This window comes from Bradyrhizobium lablabi (assembly GCF_001440475.1).
GTDB lineage: Bacteria > Pseudomonadota > Alphaproteobacteria > Rhizobiales > Xanthobacteraceae > Bradyrhizobium > Bradyrhizobium lablabi.
In genome coordinates, this window is the sequence record NZ_LLYB01000122.1 from 32,982 (window position 1) to 53,950 (window position 20,969).

Here is a 20,969-nt window from a genome sequence, read left to right on the forward strand (position 1 = left end):
ATACGGCGACTTGGTCCGCATAAATACGGACCGGGGTCGCCAGGAACACATATCGGTTCCTACCGATAACGTTGCACCATTCGTGCCAATCGAGGCCGACACTCAGGGCAAACAATGGCGAAGCAAGGGCAAACCAGCGGCCAACGGCACGAAGGCAAGAGCCATGACAGCAAGGGGCTCGAAGGATTGACGGCTGCCGCCAGTGAAGCCGTCAATCGCACCCCGGCCGGGAAGGGACTACCTCCGGTCCATCTGTGGAATCCGCCGTTCTGCGGCGATCTCGACATACGAATCGCGGGCGATGGTACGTGGTTCTACATGGGGACGCCAATCGGGCGGCCGGCGCTGGTGCGGCTGTTCTCGACCATCCTCAAGCGCGAGGACGGCAAGCACTTTCTCGTGACCCCCGTCGAGAAGGTCGGCATCCGCGTCGATGATGCGCCGTTTCTGGCGGTGGAGATGCAAAACGAGGCCGGCGATCATGGCCGACTGCTGCGTTTTCGCACCAATGTCGACGACTGGGTGCCATGCGATTCCGACCATCGCCTGCGGTTCGAAATGGCCGCCGATGGCGGGCTCACGCCCTACCTGCATGTTCGTGCCGATCTGTGGGCGAAGGTGACGCGCGCGCTCTATTACGATCTGGTTGACATGGGCGAAGAGCGGATGGTCGATGGCCAGCCGATGTTCGGCGTCGAGTCGGGCGGCGAGTTCTTTGCGATGGCGGATGCGAAGCAGGTGAGGGACGCGGTTTGAACGAGCCGATGCTGAAAAAGATGGAGGCGGCGCCGATCAACTCGGCGGAGTTCTTCGCACGGAGCAAGACCCGGCTGAACTTCGACGTGCCGCCCGGCCTGGTCGATCCCAATATCGTTCCGAGGACTGGCGATGCGGGCAACGACCGCATGCTTGAAATCGTGGCGCAAGAGCAGCCGGTGCGCCCGGCGGCGGTCCTGATCCCGGTGGTCGACCACCGCGAGCCGACGGTATTGCTGACGCAGCGCTCGCCTCATCTCAGCAGCCATGCCGGCCAGATTTCCTTTCCGGGCGGCAAGATCGACGCGACCGACGAGTCGCCGCTCGACGCCGCCTTGCGTGAGGCGGAAGAGGAAGTCGGCCTGAAACGCGAGTTCATCGAGCCGATCGGCTATCTCGATCTCTACGGGACCGCCTTTGGCTTTCGCATCCTGCCGACGGTGGCGCGCGTGAAGCCCGGCTTCAAGCTTACGATCAACGAAGGCGAGGTGGTCGATGCCTTCGAGGTGCCGCTGGCGTTCCTGATGAATCCCGAGAACCATCAGGTTCATTCCAAGGAATTCCGCGGCATGGAGCGTTCCTATTACGCCATGCCGTTCGCCGAGCGTTACATCTGGGGCGCGACCGCAGGAATTCTGCGCGTGCTGTATGAGCGGATTTATCTCGCATGATCCGTCCGATTCTGACCGAAATCGGAATTTTCCTGATCCCGTTCGCGGCCTATGCACTGTTCCTGATTGCCACTCGTTCCGGCGTGTTCGCATCCTCTTCCTGGCCGGTGCATCTCGTTGCCAAACTGGTGCTGGGATCGCTGCTTCTGGTCGTGGTCAGCTTCGTCCTGCTGGCGCAATTCTCCGGCGCGCCGCCGAATTCAACCTACATTCCCGCGCATATTGAAGACGGCAAGCTGGTTCCCGGAGTCGAGAAATGAGCGAGGCACGCGTGCTGTCGGACGCGCCCTGGCTCAGGTCGGGCCCGGCCGCGCGCGTGCTCGCCTTGCTCAATGGCGATGGCGAGGAAGCCCGCGTGATCGGCGGCGCCGTGCGCAATGCGCTTCTGAAAATTCCCCTCGGCGACATCGACATTGCGACCACCGCGCTGCCCGACGAGGTCGTCCGCCGCGCCAGGGCGGCCGGCATCAAGAGCGTGCCGACCGGGATCGACCACGGCACGGTCACGCTGGTTGTCGAATCCCACCCCTTCGAGGTCACGACCCTGCGCGAGGATACCGAGACCTTTGGCCGCAAGGCCAGGGTCGCGTTCGGGCGCGACTGGGTCCGCGACGCGGAACGGCGCGACTTCACCATCAACGGGCTGTCCGTCGATGCCGGCGGCGTGGTGCACGACCATGTCGGCGGGCTTGCCGATATCGAAGCCAGGCGCGTGCGCTTCATCGGCGATGCCAGCCAACGCATCGCCGAGGATTATCTGCGCATCCTGCGCTTCTTTCGCATGCATGCCGCCTATGGCGCGGGCGAGCCGGAACGTGCCGACTATCTTGCCTGCATCGACGGGCGCGAGGGGCTTTCGAGCCTCTCCGCCGAACGCGTGCGCATGGAGATGCTGAAGCTGGTGATCGCGGAGGGGGCTGCGGTCGCGGTGCAGGCGATGGCGGATGCCGGCCTGCTGCTGGCGATCTTCGGTGGCGTCGCCTACACAAGAACGTTCGCGGCGATGATCGCGGCCGAGCGGGCGCTGGGGCTACCGCCGAACGCGGTGCGCCGGCTCGCCGCGCTCACGGTTGCGGTCACGGAGGACGCGAGGCGCGTCTCGGCACGGCTTCGGCTGTCCAACGCGGAAACCAAGGCGCTGGACTCGATGGGCCATCGCTGGTGGCGGTTCGCCAGCAAGGATGAGGCGCGAGCCCGGCAGCTTCTCTATCGGCTCGGCGAGGATCCTTATCGCGACCGGCTGATGCTGGCGTGGGCGCGGGCCGGCGTCGGCGATGACACCACCCGCTGGCATGACCTCGCAACCTTGCCGCAGCGCTGGAGCGCACCGAAATTTCCGTTGAAGGCAGCCGATTTCATCTCCCGCGGCATTGCTCAAGGTCCTGCGCTCGGCCACGTGCTGACGCTTGCGGAAGACGCCTGGCTGGCCGCGGATTTTCCGCTTGAACCATCCGAGCTGGCCGCGATCGCCGATCAGGCTGCCGCCCGCTTCACCAGGGATCACCGGCTGTGAACATCCTGGCCGGCTTCGCCGACATTTCGCTCGGCCAAGTACTGCTGGTTGGAAGCATGGCATTGCTGGCCTCCGTGATCGGCGGTCTGGCCGGCTACGGTACCGGTGCGTTGATGCCGCTGGTGCTGGTGCCGATGGTCGGTGCCGAGCCGGTGGTGCCGATCATCGCGATCTCAGCGATCTTCACCAATATCAGCCGCTTCGTGGCGTATTTTCGCTACGCCGATCGACGCCGTGCGCTGATCGTGATCGGCGCTGCCATGCTGACCACCGCGCTCGGTGCGTACGGATATACGCGGCTGACCAGTGCCGGCGCGGCGCTGGTGATCGGCAGCATGCTGATCCTGAGCGTGCCGCTACGCCGGTTGGCCAAACGCCGCGAGGTCAGGATCGGCGACACCGGGCTCGGTGTCAGCGCCCTCGGTTATGGCGTGCTGGTCGGCGGCACGTCAGGTTCCGGCGTGATCCTGCTGTCGCTGTTGATGGCGTCCGGCCTCGAAGGGGCCGCGGTGATCGCCACCGACGCGGTGATCTCGGTCGTGACCGGTCTCATCAAGATTTCCGTGTTCGGCCTCGCCGGCGTCGTCACGGCACAGGTGTTGGCCCTTGCCCTCCTGATCGGCGCCATCGCGATCCCCGGCGCATTCTTCGCCAAGGCTTTCGTCGAGCGTATGCCGGTGCATATCCACACCGCGATCCTCGATGCCGCCGTGATGGTCGGCGGCGCCGTGATGATCACCGCGGCGCTGCGACACTGATGGCTAGCGCTTGGCGGGCAGCAGTTCCGTGAGCGAGCGGATGATGCGGTCGGGCTTTACGGTGGAGTCCGGCGGCAGGCCGTCGCCATGCACGTCGATCCAGATCGCGTAGATGCCGAGCCGCTGCGGCGCCACGACTTCCCATTCCAGATTGTCGCCAATCATCCAGGTCTCGGCGGCGGTGACGCCCAGCGTCTGCATGGCGTGCAGATAGGCGCGCTCGTCCGGTTTGCCGAAACCGTGCTCACCCTCGATCTGGATGTGATCGAAGCGGTGCGACAACGCGAAGCGTTCGACCTTGGCGCGCTGGGTGCCGGCGGCGCCGTTCGTCACCAGCGCCAGCTTTACGCCGCGTGCCTTCAACGCGTCGATAGCGTCATGCGCGCCGGGGAAGACGAACATTTCCTCTTCACGGTAGGCGGTGAAGCGGTCGGCGAGCCGTATCGCCAGTTCCTCCGGCAATGCGTGGCCACCGGCGGACAATGCCGCAAATCCGTTCCTGACGGTGATGCGCCGCGCCTCGTCCAGCTTCAGCCGCCATTCGGCCTCGGCTACCGACCAGAATTTGCGCGCGGAATCCAGAACGGCAGTGGCAACCTGCTGCGAGGTCAACGGCCCAAACTCGGTGGCAAATTCGGACGCGACATTATGCCAGGCGATCTCCGGGCGGCCATAGGCCGACAGGATGGTGTCGTCCATGTCGATCAGCATCGCGCGGGGGAGTTCGGTCATCGTTTTCGCGGTGTTCCCACTTCAGGAGTCATGGCCGCCGGAAGCCGTGGCCGATCTGCCGCGAATATCAGATCAGCCGCACCGGGTCCAATCCCGAGAAAACGACGCCGCCGGGTCCATTTAATGCCGGCGGCGTCAATTACTTACGCAACCTTGTTGCGGCGGCCGCCTTCTTCCTCGTCGTCCTCTTCGTCGTCTTCCTCTTCCTCGTCGTCTTCGTCGTCCTCGTCCTCATCGTCATCGTCATCGTCGGACGTATCGGTTTCGGCGAGTTCTAGGACGGCAAGCGGCAGCGTCTCGCGAAACAGATCGCCTTCATTGCCCATCCATACGCACACGACGTTGCCGTCCTTGACCTCCACCACGCTGAGCGGATGGCCGCCCGACTTAAGAATGACGACGTCGCCCGGTTTCAAGTCCATGATCTGCTCCTTGGATTACATGACGAATCGCACCCTAGCGATCCGTCATGACAAGCTGATCATGCGATCATGGCCACTTTACCTCCGGCGGCATCGACGAGAGGATGGAATCCACATTGCCGCCGGTTTTCAGCCCGAACATGGTGCCCTTGTCGTGGAGCAGGTTGAATTCAACATAGCGTCCGCGCCGGATCAGTTGCTCCTCGCGATCCTCTGCGGTCCAGGCTGTCAGGAGATTGCGCCGCACGAGCTCAGGATAGATTCTTGCAAAGGCGCGGCCAACGTCCTGCGTGAACGCGAAGTCAGCCTCCCAGTCACCGGAATTATGGTGGTCGTAGAAGATGCCGCCGATGCCGCGCGGTTCCTTGCGGTGCGGCAGATAGAAATAGTCGTCGCACCATTTCTTGTATTTTTCGTAGGAAACGACGGCTGCATGCTTGTCGCAGGCCGCTTTCATAGCCGCGTGAAAATCTTGCGTGTCGGCATCTTCCTGGTTGCGGCGGCGGTCGAGCACCGGCGTCAAATCCGCGCCGCCGCCGAACCAGGTCCTGGTCGTGACCGCGAAGCGCGTATTCATGTGTACCGCCGGCACATGCGGATTGCGCATGTGGGCGATCAGCGAAATGCCTGAGAGCCAGAACCGTGGATCGTCGGTAGCGCCGGGAATCTGGCTGCGGAAGTCCGGCGCGAACTCGCCATGTACGGTCGAACAGTGCACGCCGACCTTCTCGAACAGCCGACCGTGCATCATCGACATCACGCCGCCGCCGCCGGGCTTGCCGGTGTGGTCGGTGCGGTTCCAGGGGGTACGCACGAAACGTCCGGCGTCGCCGGGATAGAGCGCAGGGGGCGCGTCGTCTTCCAGACGTTCGAACGCCGCGCAGATGTCGTTGCGCAGTGCTTCGAACCAGGTTCTTGCGCGCCTCTTGCGATCTTCGATGAGTGACGTGTCCATTAGGAATTCCCCGGCCTACCTTCCGTTATTGCGAGCAGAGCCACAAAAAGAAGGAGTGGATTGCTTCGTCGCTTCGCTCCTCGCAATGACGGTGCAAATTACCCTTGCGGTCCGAAATACGTGCAGCTCTCGTTGCAACTGTCGCGGTGGACGCTGACGCGGGTGATCTTGCCGGCGTGCTGGACGCGCTCGAAGATGTAGCGCGAAATGTTTTCCAGCGTCGGCGTCCCCAGCGCCTCGACCTTGTTGAGGAGCTTGTGGTCGAGCGCCTTCCGGACCTCTTCCATGCTGCGTTCGAGCAGGCCGAGATCGAGCACCATGCCGGTTTCCGGATCGGGCGTGCCGCGCACGCTCACCTCGGCGCGAAACGAGTGGCCGTGGATTTCCTCGCTGGCCGCGCCGAAGGTCGTTCCCTTCAGCGAATGCGCGGCCTCGAAGCGAAACGATTTGGTCAGTTCCCACATCTTGAAAGTCTAGGTCCTGTCTGATGCCAAATTATCTGATGCCAAGTGTCTTGTGCGTTTGCAGGCTGAGCCGCCATTGCGGATGGCGCAGGCAGTAGTCGACCGCGCGCGCGGTGTTGTCGATCACGTCGGGTCCGTCCATCGGCTGCAGCGAGAAGCGCTCGAAATCGAGGCCGGCGAAATCTTCCGGCGCAGCGCCTGACTGCGGGTAGACCAGCTTCAACTCATGGCCGCGGCGCACCACGAGACCGGCGCCGGCTTTCGGGCTGACGCAGACCCAGTCCATCCCCGCGGGCGGCTCGATCGTGCCGTTGGTCTCGATGCCGATCGAAAAGCCGCGCGCATGCAGCGCATCGATGAAGGCGCTGTCCACCTGCAGCAACGGCTCGCCACCGGTTAACACCACATAGCGGTTGGTGTTGTCCCCGGTCCATTGTCCGGCGATGGTGTCGGCGAGCTCGTCCGCCGTGGCGTAGCGGCCGCCCAGCGTGCCGTCGGTGCCGACAAAATCGGTGTCGCAGAACTGGCAGGTGGCACTGGCGCGATCCTGTTCGCGGCCGGTCCAGAGGTTGCAGCCGGCAAAGCGACAGAACACCGCCGCGCGGCCGGCATGCGCGCCTTCGCCCTGCAGGGTCAGGAATATCTCTTTGACCGCGTAACTCACTATCTCTCCTTGAGAACCGCATCGGCCTGGATCGCGGAACCGGTCTGCCGCACCGCCTCGCCCAATGCCATGGCGGCCGCCATGGCCACATTGAGCGAGCGCAAGTTCGGCCGGATCGGGATCAGAAGCCGCGCATCAGCCGCCGCGGCGACCTCGTCGGTAACCCCTGCGGATTCCCGCCCGAACAGCAGGACGTCGTCCTTCTCGTAGCGGAAATCCAGGTAGGAACCAGCCGCCTTCGTCGTAAACAGCACCAGCCGGCAACCCGCCTCGTTACGCCATTGCGCGAATTTTGACCATGAGTCGTGGCGGGTGAGGGCGACATGATCAAGATAGTCCATTCCCGCCCGGCGGAAATGCCGGTCGGAGATCGGAAATCCCGCCGGCTCTATAATATGGGCGGCCACGCCCAGGCAGGCACACAGGCGCAGAATCGTTCCGGTGTTCTGGGGAATATCAGGTTGGAAAAGCGCAATCTGCATGGGGTCGAGGCTTTGCTGGCGCCAATGAAATGTCTCGAATAAATCACTGCCGGGAGCGGATTTAGTGCATTGCACGCTTGCGAGCCGATAGCGGGCTTGCGCTCTCACGGCAAGGGTGCCAATAGAACGATTCTGGACTGCTTGTTCCGCCGGATTGGGGGAGGAAAAGCGGTTTTTCTGCCGCCGCGGGGGCCGCGGGCGCCGGCAGCCTCTTCAGGGCGTGCTTTCGCGTGCCCGGGGCGGTTCCGCTGGCTGCAGACAAGAAAGGGCTTGGAATCGTGACGACAGCGTCTTCGGCGGACCATCCGACACGCCGTGATTTCCTCTATGTTGCAACGGGAGCCGTCGCCGCCGTAGGCGCGGCTGCCACGGTGTGGCCGCTGGTTTCCCAGATGAACCCGGATGCCTCGACGATCGCGGCCGGTGCGCCGATTGAGGTCGACCTGACCCCGATTGCCGAAGGACAGGACATCAAGGTGTTCTGGCGCGGCAAGCCGATCTACATCAGCCACCGGACCAAGAAGCAGATCGAAGAGGCCCGCAAGGTGCCGGTAGCGAGCCTGCCCGATCCGCAGAGCGATGAGTCCCGGGTCAAGGCGGGCCATGACCAGTGGTTGGTCGTGATCGGCATCTGCACCCATCTCGGCTGCATTCCGATCGCCCATGAGGGCGCCTATGACGGCTTCTTCTGCCCGTGTCACGGTTCGGTTTACGACACCTCGGGCCGCATCCGTCAGGGACCCGCGCCGAGCAACCTGCCGGTTCCGCCCTACACCTTCGTTTCCGACACCAAAATCCAGATCGGCTAAGGGCTCGGACTTAAGTCCGAGACCCTTAATCCGTCGCGTCGTCTTACTTCCTCAGGATCGCATCAATGAGCGGACCATCCGATTTCCAGCCGACCAATCCCGCCTTGAAGTGGATCGAACGGCGCCTCCCGATCATGGGACTTATGCATTCCTCGTTCGTGGCGTATCCGACGCCGCGTAACCTGAACTACTGGTGGACGTTCGGCGCCATCCTTTCGCTGATGCTGGGCGTGCAGATCCTGACCGGCGTGATCCTGGCGATGCACTACACGCCGCATGCCGATATGGCGTTCAAGTCCGTCGAGCTGATCGTCCGCGACGTCAATTACGGCTGGCTGCTGCGCAACATCCACGCCAGCGGCGCCTCGATGTTCTTCTTCGCCGTCTACATCCACATGTTCCGCGGCCTTTATTACGGGTCGTACAAGGAGCCGCGCGAGGTGCTGTGGATCCTCGGCGTCATCATCTATCTTCTGATGATGGCGACCGGCTTTATGGGCTACGTGCTGCCGTGGGGCCAGATGAGCTTCTGGGGCGCCACCGTCATCACCAACCTGTTCTCGGCCGTGCCCTATTTCGGCGAGAGCATCGTGACGCTGCTGTGGGGCGGCTATGCCGTCGGCAATCCGACACTGAACCGCTTCTTCTCGCTGCACTACCTGCTGCCGTTCGTGATCGCCGGCGTGGTCGTGCTGCACGTCTGGGCGCTGCATGTCGCCGGTCAGAACAATCCGGCAGGCGTCGAGGCCAAGACGGAAAAGGACACGGTGCCGTTCACGCCCTACGCGACCATCAAGGACATGTTCGGCGTCTCCTGCTTCCTGCTGTTCTACGCCTGGTTCATCTTCTACATGCCGAACTATCTCGGCGATCCCGAGAACTACATCCCGGCCAATCCCGCCGTGACGCCCCCACACATCGTGCCGGAATGGTACTACCTGCCGTTCTACGCGATCCTGCGCTCGATCCCGAACAAGCTTGCCGGCGTTGTCGCCATGTTCGGTGCGATCGTCGTGCTGGCGTTCCTGCCCTGGCTCGATAACGCCAAGACGCGGTCGTCGAAGTACCGTCCTTTGGCCAAGCAGTTCTTCTGGGTCTTCGTCGCCGTTTGTATCGGTCTCGGCTATCTCGGCGCCCAGCCGCCGGAAGGTATCTATGTGATCGTCGGCCGCATCCTCACGGTGCTCTACTTCGCCTACTTCCTGATCCTGCTGCCGTTGCTGTCGCGGATCGAGAAGCCGCGTCCGGTGCCGAACTCGATCGCCGACGACGTGCTGGCGAAGTCGGGCGGCAAGGCTGCGCCGATGGTGTCGAGCGTGATAGCGCTGATGGTGGCCGCCGGCTTGCTGTTGGGCGGTGTCGATAGCGCCCGGGCTGCCGAAGGCGGCAACAAGCCGCCGGCCCAGAAGTGGTCGTTCTCAGGTCCATTCGGCAAGTTTGACCGCGGCGCAGTGCAGCGCGGTCTCAAGGTCTACAAGGAGGTCTGCTCCTCCTGCCACGGCCTGTCATTCGTCGCCTTCCGCAACCTGGCTGAAGCCGGCGGCCCCGGCTACTCGGTGGCGCAGGCCGCGGCGTTCGCCTCGGAGTACAAAGTCAAGGACGGCCCGAACGACCAGGGCGAGATGTTCGAGCGGCCAGGCCGGCCGGCCGATTATTTCCCCTCGCCGTTCCCGAACGAGCAGGCGGCCCGCGCGGCCAATGGCGGCGCCTTTCCGCCGGATCTCTCGCTGATCACCAAGGCGCGCAGCTATGGTCGCGGCTTCCCGCTGTTCCTGATCGACTTCTTCACCCAGTATCAGGAGCAGGGCCCGGACTACGTTGCCGCGGTGCTGCAGGGCTATGAGGAAAAGCCGCCGGCTGGCTTCAATCTCCCGGAAGGTTCCTTCTACAACAGATATTTCCCGGGTCACTCCATCAAGATGCCGAAGCCGCTGAGCGACGGCCAGGTCACCTTCGACGACGGCTCGCCGGCCACGGTTGCGCAATACGCCAAGGACGTCACCACGTTCCTGATGTGGGCCGCGGAGCCGCACATGGAGGCGCGCAAGCAACTTGGCCTGCAGGTGTTCGTGTTCCTGATCCTGCTCACCGTGCTGCTGTACTTCACCAAGAAGAAGGTCTGGGCCAACGCCCACTGATCTCATGGTGCACGCGATTTCGGAAAAGCCCCTGCGGGGGCTTTTTTGTTGTCTTCAAATGGGCGTGGGGGCGGTGGGGCGGCCGATTGCTTCCTGACCTCACAGCGGACAAGATGGCGGCCAATCAGCCCAACATCATTCCGGAGGAACTCATGGGTACCAGCATCACCTTCAAGCGCCCGGACGGCAAGGATGCCAGCGGCTATCTCGCCAATGCGGCGCGCGGCAATGCGCCGGGCGTGGTCGTGATCCAGGAATGGTGGGGCCTTCAGGATCAGATCAAGGGCCTGTGCGACCGCTTTGCGGTGGCGGGCTTCGATGCGCTGGCGCCCGATCTCTACAAGGGCACGGTGGTGCCGTATCACGACACGGATGCGGCCGGCCGCGAGATGAACTCGCTGGATTTCATGGACGCCACCACGCAGACGGTGCGGGGCGCGGCACAATATCTGTCGCGCAACGGCGCCAAGGTCGGGCTGACCGGCTTCTGTCTCGGCGGCGCGGTGACGATCATCGGCGCCACCAAGATTCCGGAGCTCGCGGCCGGCGTCGTGTTCTACGGCATTCCGCCGGAGCAGGCGGCAAAGCCCGCAGACGTGAAGATCCCGCTGCAGGCGCATTTTGCCAATAAGGACGACTGGTGCACACCGGAGGTGGTCAATGCCTTCGAGCAGGGCATGAAGGCCGCCGGCAAGTCGCTCGAACTGTTCCGCTATGACGCCGAGCATGCGTTCGTCAACGAGCAGCGCCAATCCGTCCATGACCGCCAGGCCGCCGAACTGGCTTGGGGCAGGGCGACCGCGTTTTTCGCCAAGCATTTGGGATGAGATGCTTCCCGTCATTGCGAGCGCAGCGAAGCAATCCATGTTTCCACCTGCGGCGCGATGGGTTGCTTCGTCGCTTCCGCCTTCGCTCTTTGAGCTACGGCGGACAAGTCGCTCCTCGCAATGACGGTGGAGGCCGTGAATGAAAATCTTCTGTACGGGCACGTCGGGCTATATCGGTGGGTCGGTTGCGACTCATCTCGCAGCCGCCGGACATCACGTGACCGGATTGGTTCGCTCGCCCGAAAAGGCCGGCGCGGTTCGCGCGTTCGGTATCGAGCCGTTGATGGGCACGCTGGATGATGCCGACATTCTCGCGCGCGCCGCGCAGGCCGCCGACATCGTCGTCAATGCCGCGAGCGCCGATCACCGGGGAGCCGTAACCTCGCTGTTGGACGCGCTCGCCGGAAGCGGCAAGCCGCTGATCCATACATCGGGATCGAGCATCGTCGGCACCCGCGCCCGCGGCGAACGCATCGACGCGGTTTTTGACGAGGACACGCCGGTTACCCCATCGTCCGCGCGCGCGGCGCGCGTTGCGCTCAACGAATTCATCCTTTCATACCGCGACAAGGGCTGTCGCCCGGTCATCATCTGCCCGAGTCTCATCTACGGCATCGGCCACGGGGCAGGGCGCGACAGCGTTCAGGTGCCGCTCTTGATCAAGCTCGCCAAAAAGCGCGGCAACGCGGCCCATGCCGGGCCCGGCGAGAACATCTGGTCGAACGTGCACATCGACGATCTCGTGACGCTCTACGCACTTGCGATCGCGAAGGCGCCGGCAGGCAGCTTCTATTTCGCCGAGAATGGCGAGAACTCGATGCGCGAGACGTGCGAGGCGATCAACCGCATGCTGGGATTTGCGGGGCCGCCGGCGGCGATGTCGATGCAGGAAGCCGCCGCCGAATGGGGCGAGGGCACGACCGAGGACACGATGGCGTCGAACAGCCGCGTGCGGGCCAAGCGTGCGCGGAACGAACTCGGCTGGCAGCCGAAGGCGCGCGGCCTGATCGAGGAGATCGAGCAGGGGTGTTATCGGGAGTAGCGGCGCGCTCAACTGTCGTCCAGCTTTCGCAGGACCGACATTAGTGATGAGCCGCTACGAGCCTTGCTTGACCCCATCCCACCACGCGCACGTCCCCGACATCAGCTTGTAATTCCCCTCCATCACCTGCACCGGCGCGCGCAAGCCCGAAGCTGCCGCGCGCAGGCGCATCTCGCGGGCGACGGCGCGATCTTCCGGCGGCAGCCAGACGCGCTCATGGCCCCACAGGCTGGGGCCGTCATGCATCTCGACCGGCTGCCAGGTCGCGGGATCGATCTCGCGGCCGCCCCAGCCGCATTCGATCATGAAGGATGACGGCGTCCTCGCGTAGAACGATGTCATGAAGTCGTTGGTGTGGCGGCCGAGCGTGACGCTGACGCGGCCTTCCTCCGTCTGCGCGATGTCGTAGCACTGGCCGACATCGTCGAGCGAGAACAGCTCCACCATCAAATGATGCATGCCGTTTTTGCCGGTCTCGATCAGCGCGAGGCTGTGGTGGCGGGCGTTGACGTGGAAGAAGTAGGCGCGGAACGGTTTTGAAATGTAGTCGGAAAGGCCGAAGCCGAGCACGCCGACATAGAACGCCATGACAGGCTCGATATTCTCGACCGTCAGCACGGCATGCCCGAGCCCAAGCGGGCCGGTGCGGAATCCGGAGATCGAACGGCCCGGGACGAACGGCGTGTCGTCGATCTCGGCACCGTAAAATGCCTCCAGTCGGTTGCCGGCGGGATCGTGGAACGAAATCAGGCGGCGCACGCGCCTGGCATCGGCCAGCGTCTGCGGTTCGGCCACCACATGCACGCCGGCTGCTTCCAGCCGCGCCGCCAGCGCGTCCAGCGCCGCAGCGTCTGCGACCTCCCACCCGAAGAAACGCGTGCCTTCGCCCATCGCACGGTCGATGACGATGCGCTGCTTGCGGTCGTCCATCCGGAACGCCAGCAGCGAGTTGCCGCGCTCGACCGCCTGTAGCCCGACGAGGCCGGTCCCGAACTGCCGCCAGTCCTCGAGGTTATCAGCTCCGAAGCCCGCATATCCCAGACCCAGCAGTGCCATCGTTACCTCCATAATCTGCAGTCTTTGCGCGTTGAAGGCGCCGCTGCTTGCTCAAATCCTACGCAAATTTGACGTTGCCCGACACCCAAAGTTGAGCCGCCGGACGGGCGTTCCGGCCGGTCCGTCCCTTGACATCGCGCCCGCCGGATGGTGATTAGGTTCCCATGAGCACCGTCGTTACCCCCTCCCGTCTCTGGTGGCGCACCTCCTAAAAGAGGTGGCCGGTGCGATTTCATTTTTTCAATCGTCGAAGGTCGCCATCGCAGTGCGACGGTCCCCTTCGTTTGTCCTGTGTGGCGCTCCCTGGCGAAGTTTCGTAAGAGGATCACATGAACAGGACAGCCTTCTCCCTGCCCGAGCACAGTGAATACCGGACCAGCGGCGGCCTGGCGATTTCGCGCACCGTCGAGCAGTTCACCGGCAATGCCAAGCGCCTCGACGACCTGATCGAACTGCTCGACCGCCGCCGCGGTGTCGTGCTGTCCTCCGGCACCACGGTGCCGGGCCGCTACGAGAGCTTCGACCTCGGCTTTGCCGATCCGCCGCTGGTGCTGGAAACCGTCGGCGCGAACTTTTCGCTGACCGCATTGAATGCACGCGGCGAGGTGCTGATCGCCTTCCTCGGCGACGTGCTGCGCGAGCCCTGCGTGGTGATCTCGGAAAAAAGCCCGACGCGGCTCGCCGGCCACATCATCCGCGGCGCCGCGCCGGTCGAGGAAGACCAGCGCACCCGCCGCGCCAGCGTGATGTCGCTGGTGCGCGATCTCGTCGCCGCCTTGGCAGCCAATGACGATCCGCTGCTTGGCCTGTTCGGCGCCTTTGCATACGACCTCGTGTTTCAGATCGAGGACCTCGTGCAGAAGCGCGCCCGCGAAGCCGATCAGCGCGACATCGTGCTCTACGTGCCGGATCGCCTGCTGGCCTATGACCGCGCCACCGGCCGCGGCGTGGTGCTGAGCTACGATTTTTCCTGGAAGGGAAAATCCACCCAAGGTTTGCCGCGCGATACCGCCAAGAGCGTCTACGCGAAGACGCCGCGGCAGGGCTTTGCCGATCACGCGCCCGGCGAATATCAGGCGACGGTGGAGGTCGCGCGCGCGGCGTTCGCGCGCGGCGATCTGTTCGAGGCGGTGCCGGGTCAGTTGTTCGCCGAGCCCTGCGAGCGTTCGCCCGCCGAAGTGTTCCAGCGGCTCTGTCGCATCAACCCGTCGCCCTATGGCGCGCTGATGAATCTCGGCGACGGCGAATTTTTGGTCTCGGCCTCGCCGGAAATGTTCGTGCGTTCCGATGGCCGCCGCGTCGAGACCTGCCCGATCTCGGGCACGATCGCGCGCGGCGTCGATGCGATCGGCGATGCCGAGCAGATCCGGCAATTGCTGAACTCGGAAAAGGACGAGTTCGAACTCAACATGTGCACCGACGTCGACCGCAACGACAAGGCGCGCGTCTGCGTGCCCGGCACGATCAAGGTGCTGGCGCGGCGGCAGATCGAGACCTATTCGAAACTGTTCCATACCGTCGATCATGTCGAAGGCATGCTGCGGCCGGGCTTCGATGCGCTCGACGCCTTCCTGACCCACGCCTGGGCGGTGACGGTGACAGGCGCGCCGAAATTGTGGGCGATGCAGTTCGTCGAGGACAATGAGCGTTCGTCGCGGCGCTGGTATGCCGGCGCGATCGGCGCGGTGAATTTCGACGGCAGCATCAATACCGGGCTCACCATCCGCACCATCCGCATGAAGGACGGGCTGGCCGAAGTGCGCGTCGGCGCCACCTGCCTTTTCGATTCGGATCCAGCCGCGGAAGACCGCGAGTGCCAGGTCAAGGCCGCCGCGCTGTTCCAGGCGCTGCGCGGCGATGCGCCAAAGCCGCTCTCGACCTTCGCACCCGACGCCACCGGCTCGGGCCGCAAGGTGCTGCTGATCGATCACGACGACAGCTTTGTGCATATGCTCGCGGATTATTTCCGGCAGGTCGGCGCCAATGTCACCGTGGTTCGGCACGTGCACGCGCAGGAGATGCTGAAGAAGAACTGGGATCTGCTGGTACTCTCGCCGGGTCCAGGCCGGCCGGAGGACTTTGGAATCTCCAAGACCATTGGAACGGCGCTCGACCGGAAGCTTCCGATCTTCGGCGTCTGTCTCGGCGTTCAGGCGATCGGCGAATATTTCGGCGGCCAGCTCGGCCAGCTCACCCAGCCTGCGCATGGTCGCCCCTCGCGGGTTCAGGTGCGGGGCGGGCGCTTGATGCAGAACCTGCCAAATGAGATCGTGATCGGCCGCTATCATTCGCTCTATGTCGAGCGCGACAGCGTGCCCGATGTGCTCGAAGTCACCGCGACCACCGAGGACGGCGTCGCGATGGCGATTGAACACAAGACCTTGCCGGTAGGCGGCGTGCAGTTTCATCCGGAGTCGCTGATGTCGCTCGGCGGCGAGGTGGGGCTGCGGATCGTGGAAAATGCGTTTCGGCTGAATGCGAATTGAAGGCCCGTCATTGCGAGGAGCCAAGCGACGAAGCAATCCATATCCTGTTCGTGGCACGATGGATTGCTTCGCTACGCTCGTAGTGATGTAGGAAAAATCGAAAGCGAGATTAATACCGATGACATTCGATCACGACATCAAGGCCACCGTCCGCACCATTCCGGATTACCCGAAGAAGGGCATCCTGTTTCGCGACATCACCACGCTGCTGGCGGATGCGCGCGCGTTCCGCCGCGCGGTCGACGAGCTGGTGCAGCCCTGGGCGGGATTGAAGATCGACAAGGTCGCCGGCATCGAGGCGCGAGGCTTCATCCTCGGCGGCGCGGTGGCGCATCAGGTCTCCGCCGGCTTCGTGCCGATCCGCAAAAAGGGCAAGCTGCCGCATACCACGGTGCGGATCGCCTATTCGCTGGAATACGGCATCGACGAAATGGAAATGCATGTCGACGCGATCCAGCCCGGCGAGCGCGTCATCCTGGTCGACGATCTCATCGCCACCGGCGGCACCGCGGAGGGTGCGGTGAAACTGCTGCGCAAGATCGGCGCCAACGTGGTCGCCGCCTGCTTCATTATCGACCTTCCGGACTTGGGCGGCGCCGCCAAGCTGCGCGCGATGGAAGTGCCGGTGCGCACGCTGATGGCGTTCGAGGGACACTGAGCTTTTTACCTCGTCATTCCAGGATACGCCTCTTGGCGCAGGCCCGGAATGCGTGGCGTCACCAACTCTGCGTCCTGACGGATTCCGGGTTCTCGCTTCGCGAGCCCCGGAATGACGACTGAGCATGCTGCCCGAGGTTTGCTTGAAATTGCTCGCCTTTGACGCCCTGCGCCGTCGCCTCCGGTTTGCGGTGCCTGTGCGCAGCCTGTGCCGGCATTATGACGCGGTCGAGGTCGAGCCGATGCCGTGCGATCGATCTGGTGACACCTAGCGTCTGCTCTGAGGCGTATCCCGGAAAACGTTCGTTCGCGCTGAAGCTTGCCGCTTTTGATCCCCAGCCGACCTGCGTTGATCTAAATCAAAACGTGTGGGAGGGATCGCGTTCTAGTTTACGGAACTGCAGCGCTCAGTGGCAAAAGGAGGTGCGTGATGTTCTTCTTTCAGGAGGGCTTCACTTATCGAAATTTCCTGCTGGACGTCCTCACGATATTCTTCTTCGTCGTATGGTTCTGGCTGATCATTACTGTTGCTTCCGATCTGTTCCGACGCCATGACGTCTCTGGCTGGGTCAAGGCAATATGGGTGATAGGATGGATCGTATTTCCATTCATTTTCATGCTCGCATACTTGATCTGGCACGGAAGAGGCATGGCGGAGCGTAACCTGCAACGCGCTCAGCAGGCGCGCGACGAACTCAGGAGCGTAGTTGGTTTCAGCATCGCAGATGAAATCGAAAAGCTCGGTCGGCTGAAACAGGCAGGGTCGATCAGCGATGCCGAGTTTGCGCGACTGCGCGCTCGGCTTGTGCAGTAATGCTGTTCGGTTCTTCCTTCCGCTGATTATCCCTTGCTGTGCTGCATGCGGGTTCTGCGGCATAGCTCCGCAACAGCGCTCTACGCTTGATGAGCTTCGTCGCTATCCAACGCACACACATCTTCTTGGCGATGCTTGGCATTTCATGATCGCTATTGACCTAAGTCAATAACAGGCGGCAGACGCGGGCCACTCAGGCTGGGAGCGTGGAGGTGCTGACGTACACAAAGACGCCGGTGTTGGTGTGCCGGTGAATGTGGCTGCTCGATTGGCGCACTTTTGCTGACCGTAACCGGCGGCAGTCAGTTGGCCCCTTCGTGCCGGTCAAATTGTTAGGCATCGGATGTTCCCCGAATGCGCCGCTCATTCCCGACGGGTTGATCCCGTGCACAATCGCTGATGGGTTTCGCTGCGCTCTACCCATCCTGCAGGATCACACCACCTCGGCGCCGAACTGCAACCGCCAATGCACTGCGCGCTCCTTCAAAAGCCCGTCGCGGACATAGGGCGTCTCTTCCTCATCCAGCCGCTCGCATTCCTCGAATGCAAAACTGTCCGGCCCATGCGTCGTCCATGCGGCCTGCAGGCTGCGGCAGGGGTGGCTGCCCTGGCGCAGGGAGAACCAGATCCGGTTCTGGATTTTTTCCAGGTTGGGTGCCTGGCCGACCCACGTCTCGGCGGTCGCCGCGCAGCGGATCAGAAATATTCCCGCAATGGTCTTCTGCTCGTTGAAGGCGGCGATGGCGGCCTTTCTGGCTGATGTCACGGGAGCCTCGCGGGGAAGGGTCTGGTCTGCCGAGGCACTAACAGAGTGGCCGTACGTCGTCAATATTATCCGGGTAAAAATTATCGGCCTTGCGAGGGTTTTGCGGCCGCAGCGAGCAGGCTCAGCTCGAGCTCGCGAAAGCTGGTGTAGTTCCGGCGGATCCACTGGTGCAGCTCGGTCGAGGAGTCCCGCTCGTGGCGCAAATAGTCGGTGAAGGAGAAGGTCACCCGGCCGATATAGGTCTTCAGGAACGAGGGCAGCGCCGTGATCCGCAGCACCCGTCCGGTGTCCATCTCGGCCGGCAGCTCGCCGCGCACCACATATTCATTGTCGATCGTGACCAGCGCCTTCGGCGGGATCTGTTCCTGCAACATCGGATAGCTGCGCGCGGAAACGCGGTCGGTGTCGGCGATGAACAGGATGGTCGGCGCCACGCCCCGCCGCTCGGCCTCCTTCAGGAAACCGATCTCGTGGATCATCTTGAAGAACTCGTCGAACGCATGAAAGCCGAGGTCGACGACCTTGGCGATGTCGTCGTTGACGATCAGGCGGTCCATCAGCTGCATCTTGCCATAGGTGTCCATGACATCGGCCGTCTCGGTGAGGCGCGGCAGATATTCGAGCAGCGATGGTTCCTTTAGGTTGATGTCGAAGGAGCACACCGAACCGTTCTTCAAAAGCAGGAACTCGCTCAACAGGCGCGCGAGCAGCGTCTTGCCGACCAGCGGTCGGGGCGAGCAGATGATGTAAACAGGCGTTGAACTCATCACCTGCTATATCAAAGGAGTTTCCTGGCTAATCCAGCCCCGTCGCGGCGCGTGCGCGACTATTTTTCGCCGCCGCGCGTGGTCGACTTGGCGCCGACGAGATCGGTCAGCTTGATGCGGTCGAACTCGCTCCAGACGTTGGCGAGCCAGTGCCGGACATAGCCGCGCAGCACGAACGAATAGTTCGCGGCCTCGTCGTCCTTGCCCTTGTTGGCAACGAATTTGAGGAACGGCACCGAGGAAACCTCGACTTGCTCATAGGCCATTTCGTTGAGCTTGGGGATCGTGAGGTCGGTGGCGTCCTTGATGCGGTGAAAATAGGAGTTGTAGGTCGACTGGTCCCATTGGAAGAACTGGGTGTCGTTGATGAAATTCTTCACCAGGAAATATTTGGCGCCCTGCATGAAGCCTGCGGTCTCGGCGATTTCGTCCAGCGAGGCGATCGAGGGGCCCAGTATATGGAACACGGCGAAGGTGATCTGACCCGCCTTCGCCGCATCGAGGAAGCCGATGTCGCGCAGCGAGGCCAGCGCCGGGGACAATAGTCCGGCGCGGACGTCGATCACGGTCACCGACGGTCCGGCGCTCAGCGTATCGAAGATCTTCATCTGATCCGCCGTCGTCGTCATGTCGACGATCTCGGTGATGTCAGGGTGGAAGCGCTTCAGGGTGCCGCGCGGGGATTCGGTGTCGAACGCCCGGGTCGGCACGTTATTGGCACTGAAGTAATCCAGGAGCGTCCGTGACACGGTCGTCTTGCCGACCCCGCCCTTGTCCGCGCCCACCACAATCACGACTGGCTTTCCCATGGAATTCCCTTGAACAGCAGTTCCGACCGCGGGAGCGACCGGGAGGCCCCAATCCCTGCTTTGGGCGCGAACATGGCAGAAACAAGGGATAATTCAATCTCTTGGACGGCCATCGCCACTATTCATACCGAATTCGTTAATCCGGCGGTGGCGAAAAGGGCGGCTGCCTACCGATGCGGGCCCCAGGGGCCGTCCGAGGGGCCGGGACGGGGGCCCGGAACGCCGGCAGGCGCGCCGGCATCGCTCCAGGGGCCGCGGGGAACCGGCGGCGGCGGCGGCAGCTGCTCGCTGGCTGATTCTTCCGCCTCATCGGCTTCGTCCGCCGTCTCGGATGGCAGGGCCAGCGGGCCGGGATCATGACCGCCGGCAAACTGCACCAGCGCCTTGACGCGCGAATCGACCGAGGGATGGGTCGCGAACAGGTCGGCAAAGCCTTCGCGTGGATTGTCGACGCAGAGCTCCATCACCGCCGAGGTCGCCCCTTCGAGCTCGCCGCGGTTCTCGATCTTGCGCAGCGCCGTGATCATGGCGTCCGGATTCTTGGTCAGCTCGACCGAGCCGGCATCGGCCAATAGTTCGCGCGACCGCGACAGCGCGAGCTTGACGACCTGCGACAACAGCCACGCCAAAACGATCAGCGCCACCGCGATGACGATGGCGAGGATCGCGCCGCCGCCGCCCTTGCTGTCGCGGTCGGACGAGGAGGACGATGAACGTGACGACGACCAGCCGCTGCCGCTGGAATTCCACGACAGGTTGGTGAACATGCGGAAGAACAATTCGCCGAAAAAGCCAACCACGCCGGCGATGATCACGGCGATCACCATCAACTGCACGTCGCCGTTGCGGATATGGGTGAGCTCGTGGCCGAGCACGGCCTCGATCTCCTGATCGTTGAGCGCCTTGAGGAGCCCCGACGTCACGGTGATGGAATATTGCCGCCGGTTGAGGCCGCTGGCGAAGGCGTTCAGCGCCGGGCTGTCCATCACCTTCAGCTTCGGCATCGGGATGCCGCGCGAGATGCAGAGATTTTCGAGGAGGTTATAGAGGCGCGGCTCTTGCTGCCGTGTCACGCTCTCGCCGCCGGTGACGGCATCGATCATGTTCTGGTGGAAGAAATAGGCGATCACGATCCACAGCGCGGCGATGATCGTGGCGTAGGGAAAGGCCGCGATCAGGTCTCGCGATGCGTGGGTCAGGTAGAAGGCGAGCGGCCTGCCGCTATACATCACCACTTCCGCAACCAGCGCGCCGGCAAACACCAGCACGTAGATCAGCAGAAACAGGCCGGCGAGCAGCAGCATCGAACGAAACTTGTTCGATGCGATATGCGTGTAGAGACCGTACGCGGCCATGATGGGGCTGCTCTGTCGGGCGCTTG

General features: G+C 63.2%; 23 protein-coding genes. 12 read left to right on the forward strand and 11 right to left on the reverse strand.

Features of this window, described 5'->3' with window-relative positions; translation table 11 throughout:
• The first annotated feature begins 114 nt into the window (after window positions 1-114).
• The 5 genes from CQ14_RS33765 to CQ14_RS33785 are packed head-to-tail and all read left to right on the forward strand — an operon-like array spanning window position 115 to window position 3,698.
• Window positions 115-756, forward strand: coding sequence for a DUF1285 domain-containing protein (locus CQ14_RS33765; protein WP_057862088.1), 642 nt, complete (start codon window positions 115-117; stop codon window positions 754-756).
• Window positions 757-764: 8 nt separating this feature from the next.
• Window positions 765-1,427 (forward strand): CoA pyrophosphatase, encoded by a 663-nt coding sequence (locus CQ14_RS33770; protein ID WP_430650241.1) that lies wholly within the window; start codon window positions 765-767, stop codon window positions 1,425-1,427.
• Entirely contained in the window at window positions 1,424-1,687 is a 264-nt protein-coding gene (locus tag CQ14_RS33775) for a DUF6111 family protein (protein WP_057862090.1), read from the forward strand. The genes CQ14_RS33770 and CQ14_RS33775 overlap by 4 nt, the downstream gene beginning before the upstream one ends.
• Complete coding sequence (locus CQ14_RS33780) at window positions 1,684-2,940, forward strand: CCA tRNA nucleotidyltransferase (protein WP_057862091.1); 1,257 nt, start codon at window positions 1,684-1,686, stop codon at window positions 2,938-2,940. Before CQ14_RS33775 ends, CQ14_RS33780 begins: the two co-directional genes overlap by 4 nt.
• Window positions 2,937-3,698, forward strand: a complete 762-nt coding sequence (locus CQ14_RS33785) for a sulfite exporter TauE/SafE family protein (RefSeq protein ID WP_057862092.1) — start codon at window positions 2,937-2,939, stop codon at window positions 3,696-3,698. The genes CQ14_RS33780 and CQ14_RS33785 overlap by 4 nt, the downstream gene beginning before the upstream one ends.
• A gap of 3 nt (window positions 3,699-3,701) precedes the next feature.
• Here the strand turns inward: CQ14_RS33785 and CQ14_RS33790 are convergent, their stop codons facing one another.
• The 6 genes from CQ14_RS33790 to CQ14_RS33815 all read right to left on the reverse strand — a co-directional run bounded on the left by CQ14_RS33790 (window position 3,702) and on the right by CQ14_RS33815 (window position 7,417).
• Complete coding sequence (locus tag CQ14_RS33790) at window positions 3,702-4,430, reverse strand: HAD family hydrolase (protein ID WP_057862093.1); 729 nt, start codon at window positions 4,428-4,430, stop codon at window positions 3,702-3,704.
• Window positions 4,431-4,573: 143 nt separating this feature from the next.
• A complete protein-coding gene (locus tag CQ14_RS48600; RefSeq protein WP_057862094.1) occupies window positions 4,574-4,852 on the reverse strand; it encodes a YodC family protein in 279 nt (92 codons plus the stop codon).
• 67 nt (window positions 4,853-4,919) lie between these two features.
• On the reverse strand, window positions 4,920-5,807 hold the full coding sequence (hemF, locus tag CQ14_RS33800) for an oxygen-dependent coproporphyrinogen oxidase (protein ID WP_057862095.1): 888 nt from the start codon (window positions 5,805-5,807) through the stop codon (window positions 4,920-4,922).
• 98 nt (window positions 5,808-5,905) lie between these two features.
• A complete protein-coding gene (locus CQ14_RS33805) occupies window positions 5,906-6,271 on the reverse strand; it encodes a 6-carboxytetrahydropterin synthase (RefSeq protein WP_057862096.1) in 366 nt (121 codons plus the stop codon).
• A gap of 31 nt (window positions 6,272-6,302) precedes the next feature.
• Entirely contained in the window at window positions 6,303-6,935 is a 633-nt protein-coding gene (gene queE, locus CQ14_RS33810; protein ID WP_057862097.1) for a 7-carboxy-7-deazaguanine synthase, read from the reverse strand.
• Entirely contained in the window at window positions 6,935-7,417 is a 483-nt protein-coding gene (locus CQ14_RS33815; protein ID WP_057862098.1) for a tRNA (cytidine(34)-2'-O)-methyltransferase, read from the reverse strand. The genes queE and CQ14_RS33815 overlap by 1 nt, the downstream gene beginning before the upstream one ends.
• A 278-nt stretch (window positions 7,418-7,695) precedes the next feature.
• On the opposite strand from CQ14_RS33815, the gene petA reads away from it, so the two are divergent.
• From petA to CQ14_RS33835, 4 genes are all read left to right on the forward strand, one after another.
• A complete protein-coding gene (gene petA, locus CQ14_RS33820) occupies window positions 7,696-8,226 on the forward strand; it encodes a ubiquinol-cytochrome c reductase iron-sulfur subunit (RefSeq protein WP_057862099.1) in 531 nt (176 codons plus the stop codon).
• Window positions 8,227-8,291: 65 nt separating this feature from the next.
• Window positions 8,292-10,364 (forward strand): cytochrome c1, encoded by a 2,073-nt coding sequence (locus CQ14_RS33825; protein WP_057862100.1) that lies wholly within the window; start codon window positions 8,292-8,294, stop codon window positions 10,362-10,364.
• 152 nt (window positions 10,365-10,516) lie between these two features.
• Window positions 10,517-11,191, forward strand: coding sequence for a dienelactone hydrolase family protein (locus CQ14_RS33830; protein ID WP_057862114.1), 675 nt, complete (start codon window positions 10,517-10,519; stop codon window positions 11,189-11,191).
• Between the two features lie 139 nt (window positions 11,192-11,330).
• Window positions 11,331-12,233, forward strand: a complete 903-nt coding sequence (locus CQ14_RS33835; RefSeq protein ID WP_057862101.1) for an NAD-dependent epimerase/dehydratase family protein — start codon at window positions 11,331-11,333, stop codon at window positions 12,231-12,233.
• 54 nt (window positions 12,234-12,287) lie between these two features.
• On the opposite strand, the gene CQ14_RS33840 is transcribed toward CQ14_RS33835, so the two are convergent.
• Window positions 12,288-13,289 (reverse strand): VOC family protein, encoded by a 1,002-nt coding sequence (locus tag CQ14_RS33840; protein WP_057862115.1) that lies wholly within the window; start codon window positions 13,287-13,289, stop codon window positions 12,288-12,290.
• 329 nt (window positions 13,290-13,618) lie between these two features.
• On the opposite strand from CQ14_RS33840, the gene CQ14_RS33845 reads away from it, so the two are divergent.
• The 3 genes from CQ14_RS33845 to CQ14_RS33855 all read left to right on the forward strand — a co-directional run bounded on the left by CQ14_RS33845 (window position 13,619) and on the right by CQ14_RS33855 (window position 17,246).
• Entirely contained in the window at window positions 13,619-15,775 is a 2,157-nt protein-coding gene (locus CQ14_RS33845) for an anthranilate synthase component I (RefSeq protein ID WP_057862102.1), read from the forward strand.
• Window positions 15,776-15,893: 118 nt separating this feature from the next.
• Window positions 15,894-16,433: an adenine phosphoribosyltransferase gene (locus tag CQ14_RS33850; RefSeq protein WP_057862103.1), complete on the forward strand. Its 540-nt coding sequence runs from the start codon at window positions 15,894-15,896 to the stop codon at window positions 16,431-16,433.
• Window positions 16,434-16,862: 429 nt separating this feature from the next.
• Window positions 16,863-17,246: an SHOCT domain-containing protein gene (locus CQ14_RS33855; protein WP_057862104.1), complete on the forward strand. Its 384-nt coding sequence runs from the start codon at window positions 16,863-16,865 to the stop codon at window positions 17,244-17,246.
• 433 nt (window positions 17,247-17,679) lie between these two features.
• Here the strand turns inward: CQ14_RS33855 and CQ14_RS33860 are convergent, their stop codons facing one another.
• The 4 genes from CQ14_RS33860 to CQ14_RS33875 all read right to left on the reverse strand — a co-directional run bounded on the left by CQ14_RS33860 (window position 17,680) and on the right by CQ14_RS33875 (window position 20,943).
• The gene (locus CQ14_RS33860) at window positions 17,680-18,012 is read right to left on the reverse strand and encodes a GIY-YIG nuclease family protein (protein ID WP_057862105.1); all 333 of its coding nucleotides are present in this window, start codon (window positions 18,010-18,012) and stop codon (window positions 17,680-17,682) included.
• A gap of 80 nt (window positions 18,013-18,092) precedes the next feature.
• Complete coding sequence (locus tag CQ14_RS33865) at window positions 18,093-18,779, reverse strand: P-loop NTPase family protein (protein WP_057862106.1); 687 nt, start codon at window positions 18,777-18,779, stop codon at window positions 18,093-18,095.
• A 59-nt stretch (window positions 18,780-18,838) separates the two neighbouring features.
• Window positions 18,839-19,588: a P-loop NTPase family protein gene (locus CQ14_RS33870; protein WP_057862107.1), complete on the reverse strand. Its 750-nt coding sequence runs from the start codon at window positions 19,586-19,588 to the stop codon at window positions 18,839-18,841.
• 167 nt (window positions 19,589-19,755) lie between these two features.
• Window positions 19,756-20,943 carry a M48 family metallopeptidase gene (locus tag CQ14_RS33875; RefSeq protein WP_057862108.1) on the reverse strand — a complete coding sequence of 396 codons (1,188 nt, stop codon included), beginning with the start codon at window positions 20,941-20,943 and terminating at the stop codon, window positions 19,756-19,758.
• Window positions 20,944-20,969 lie beyond the last annotated feature (26 nt).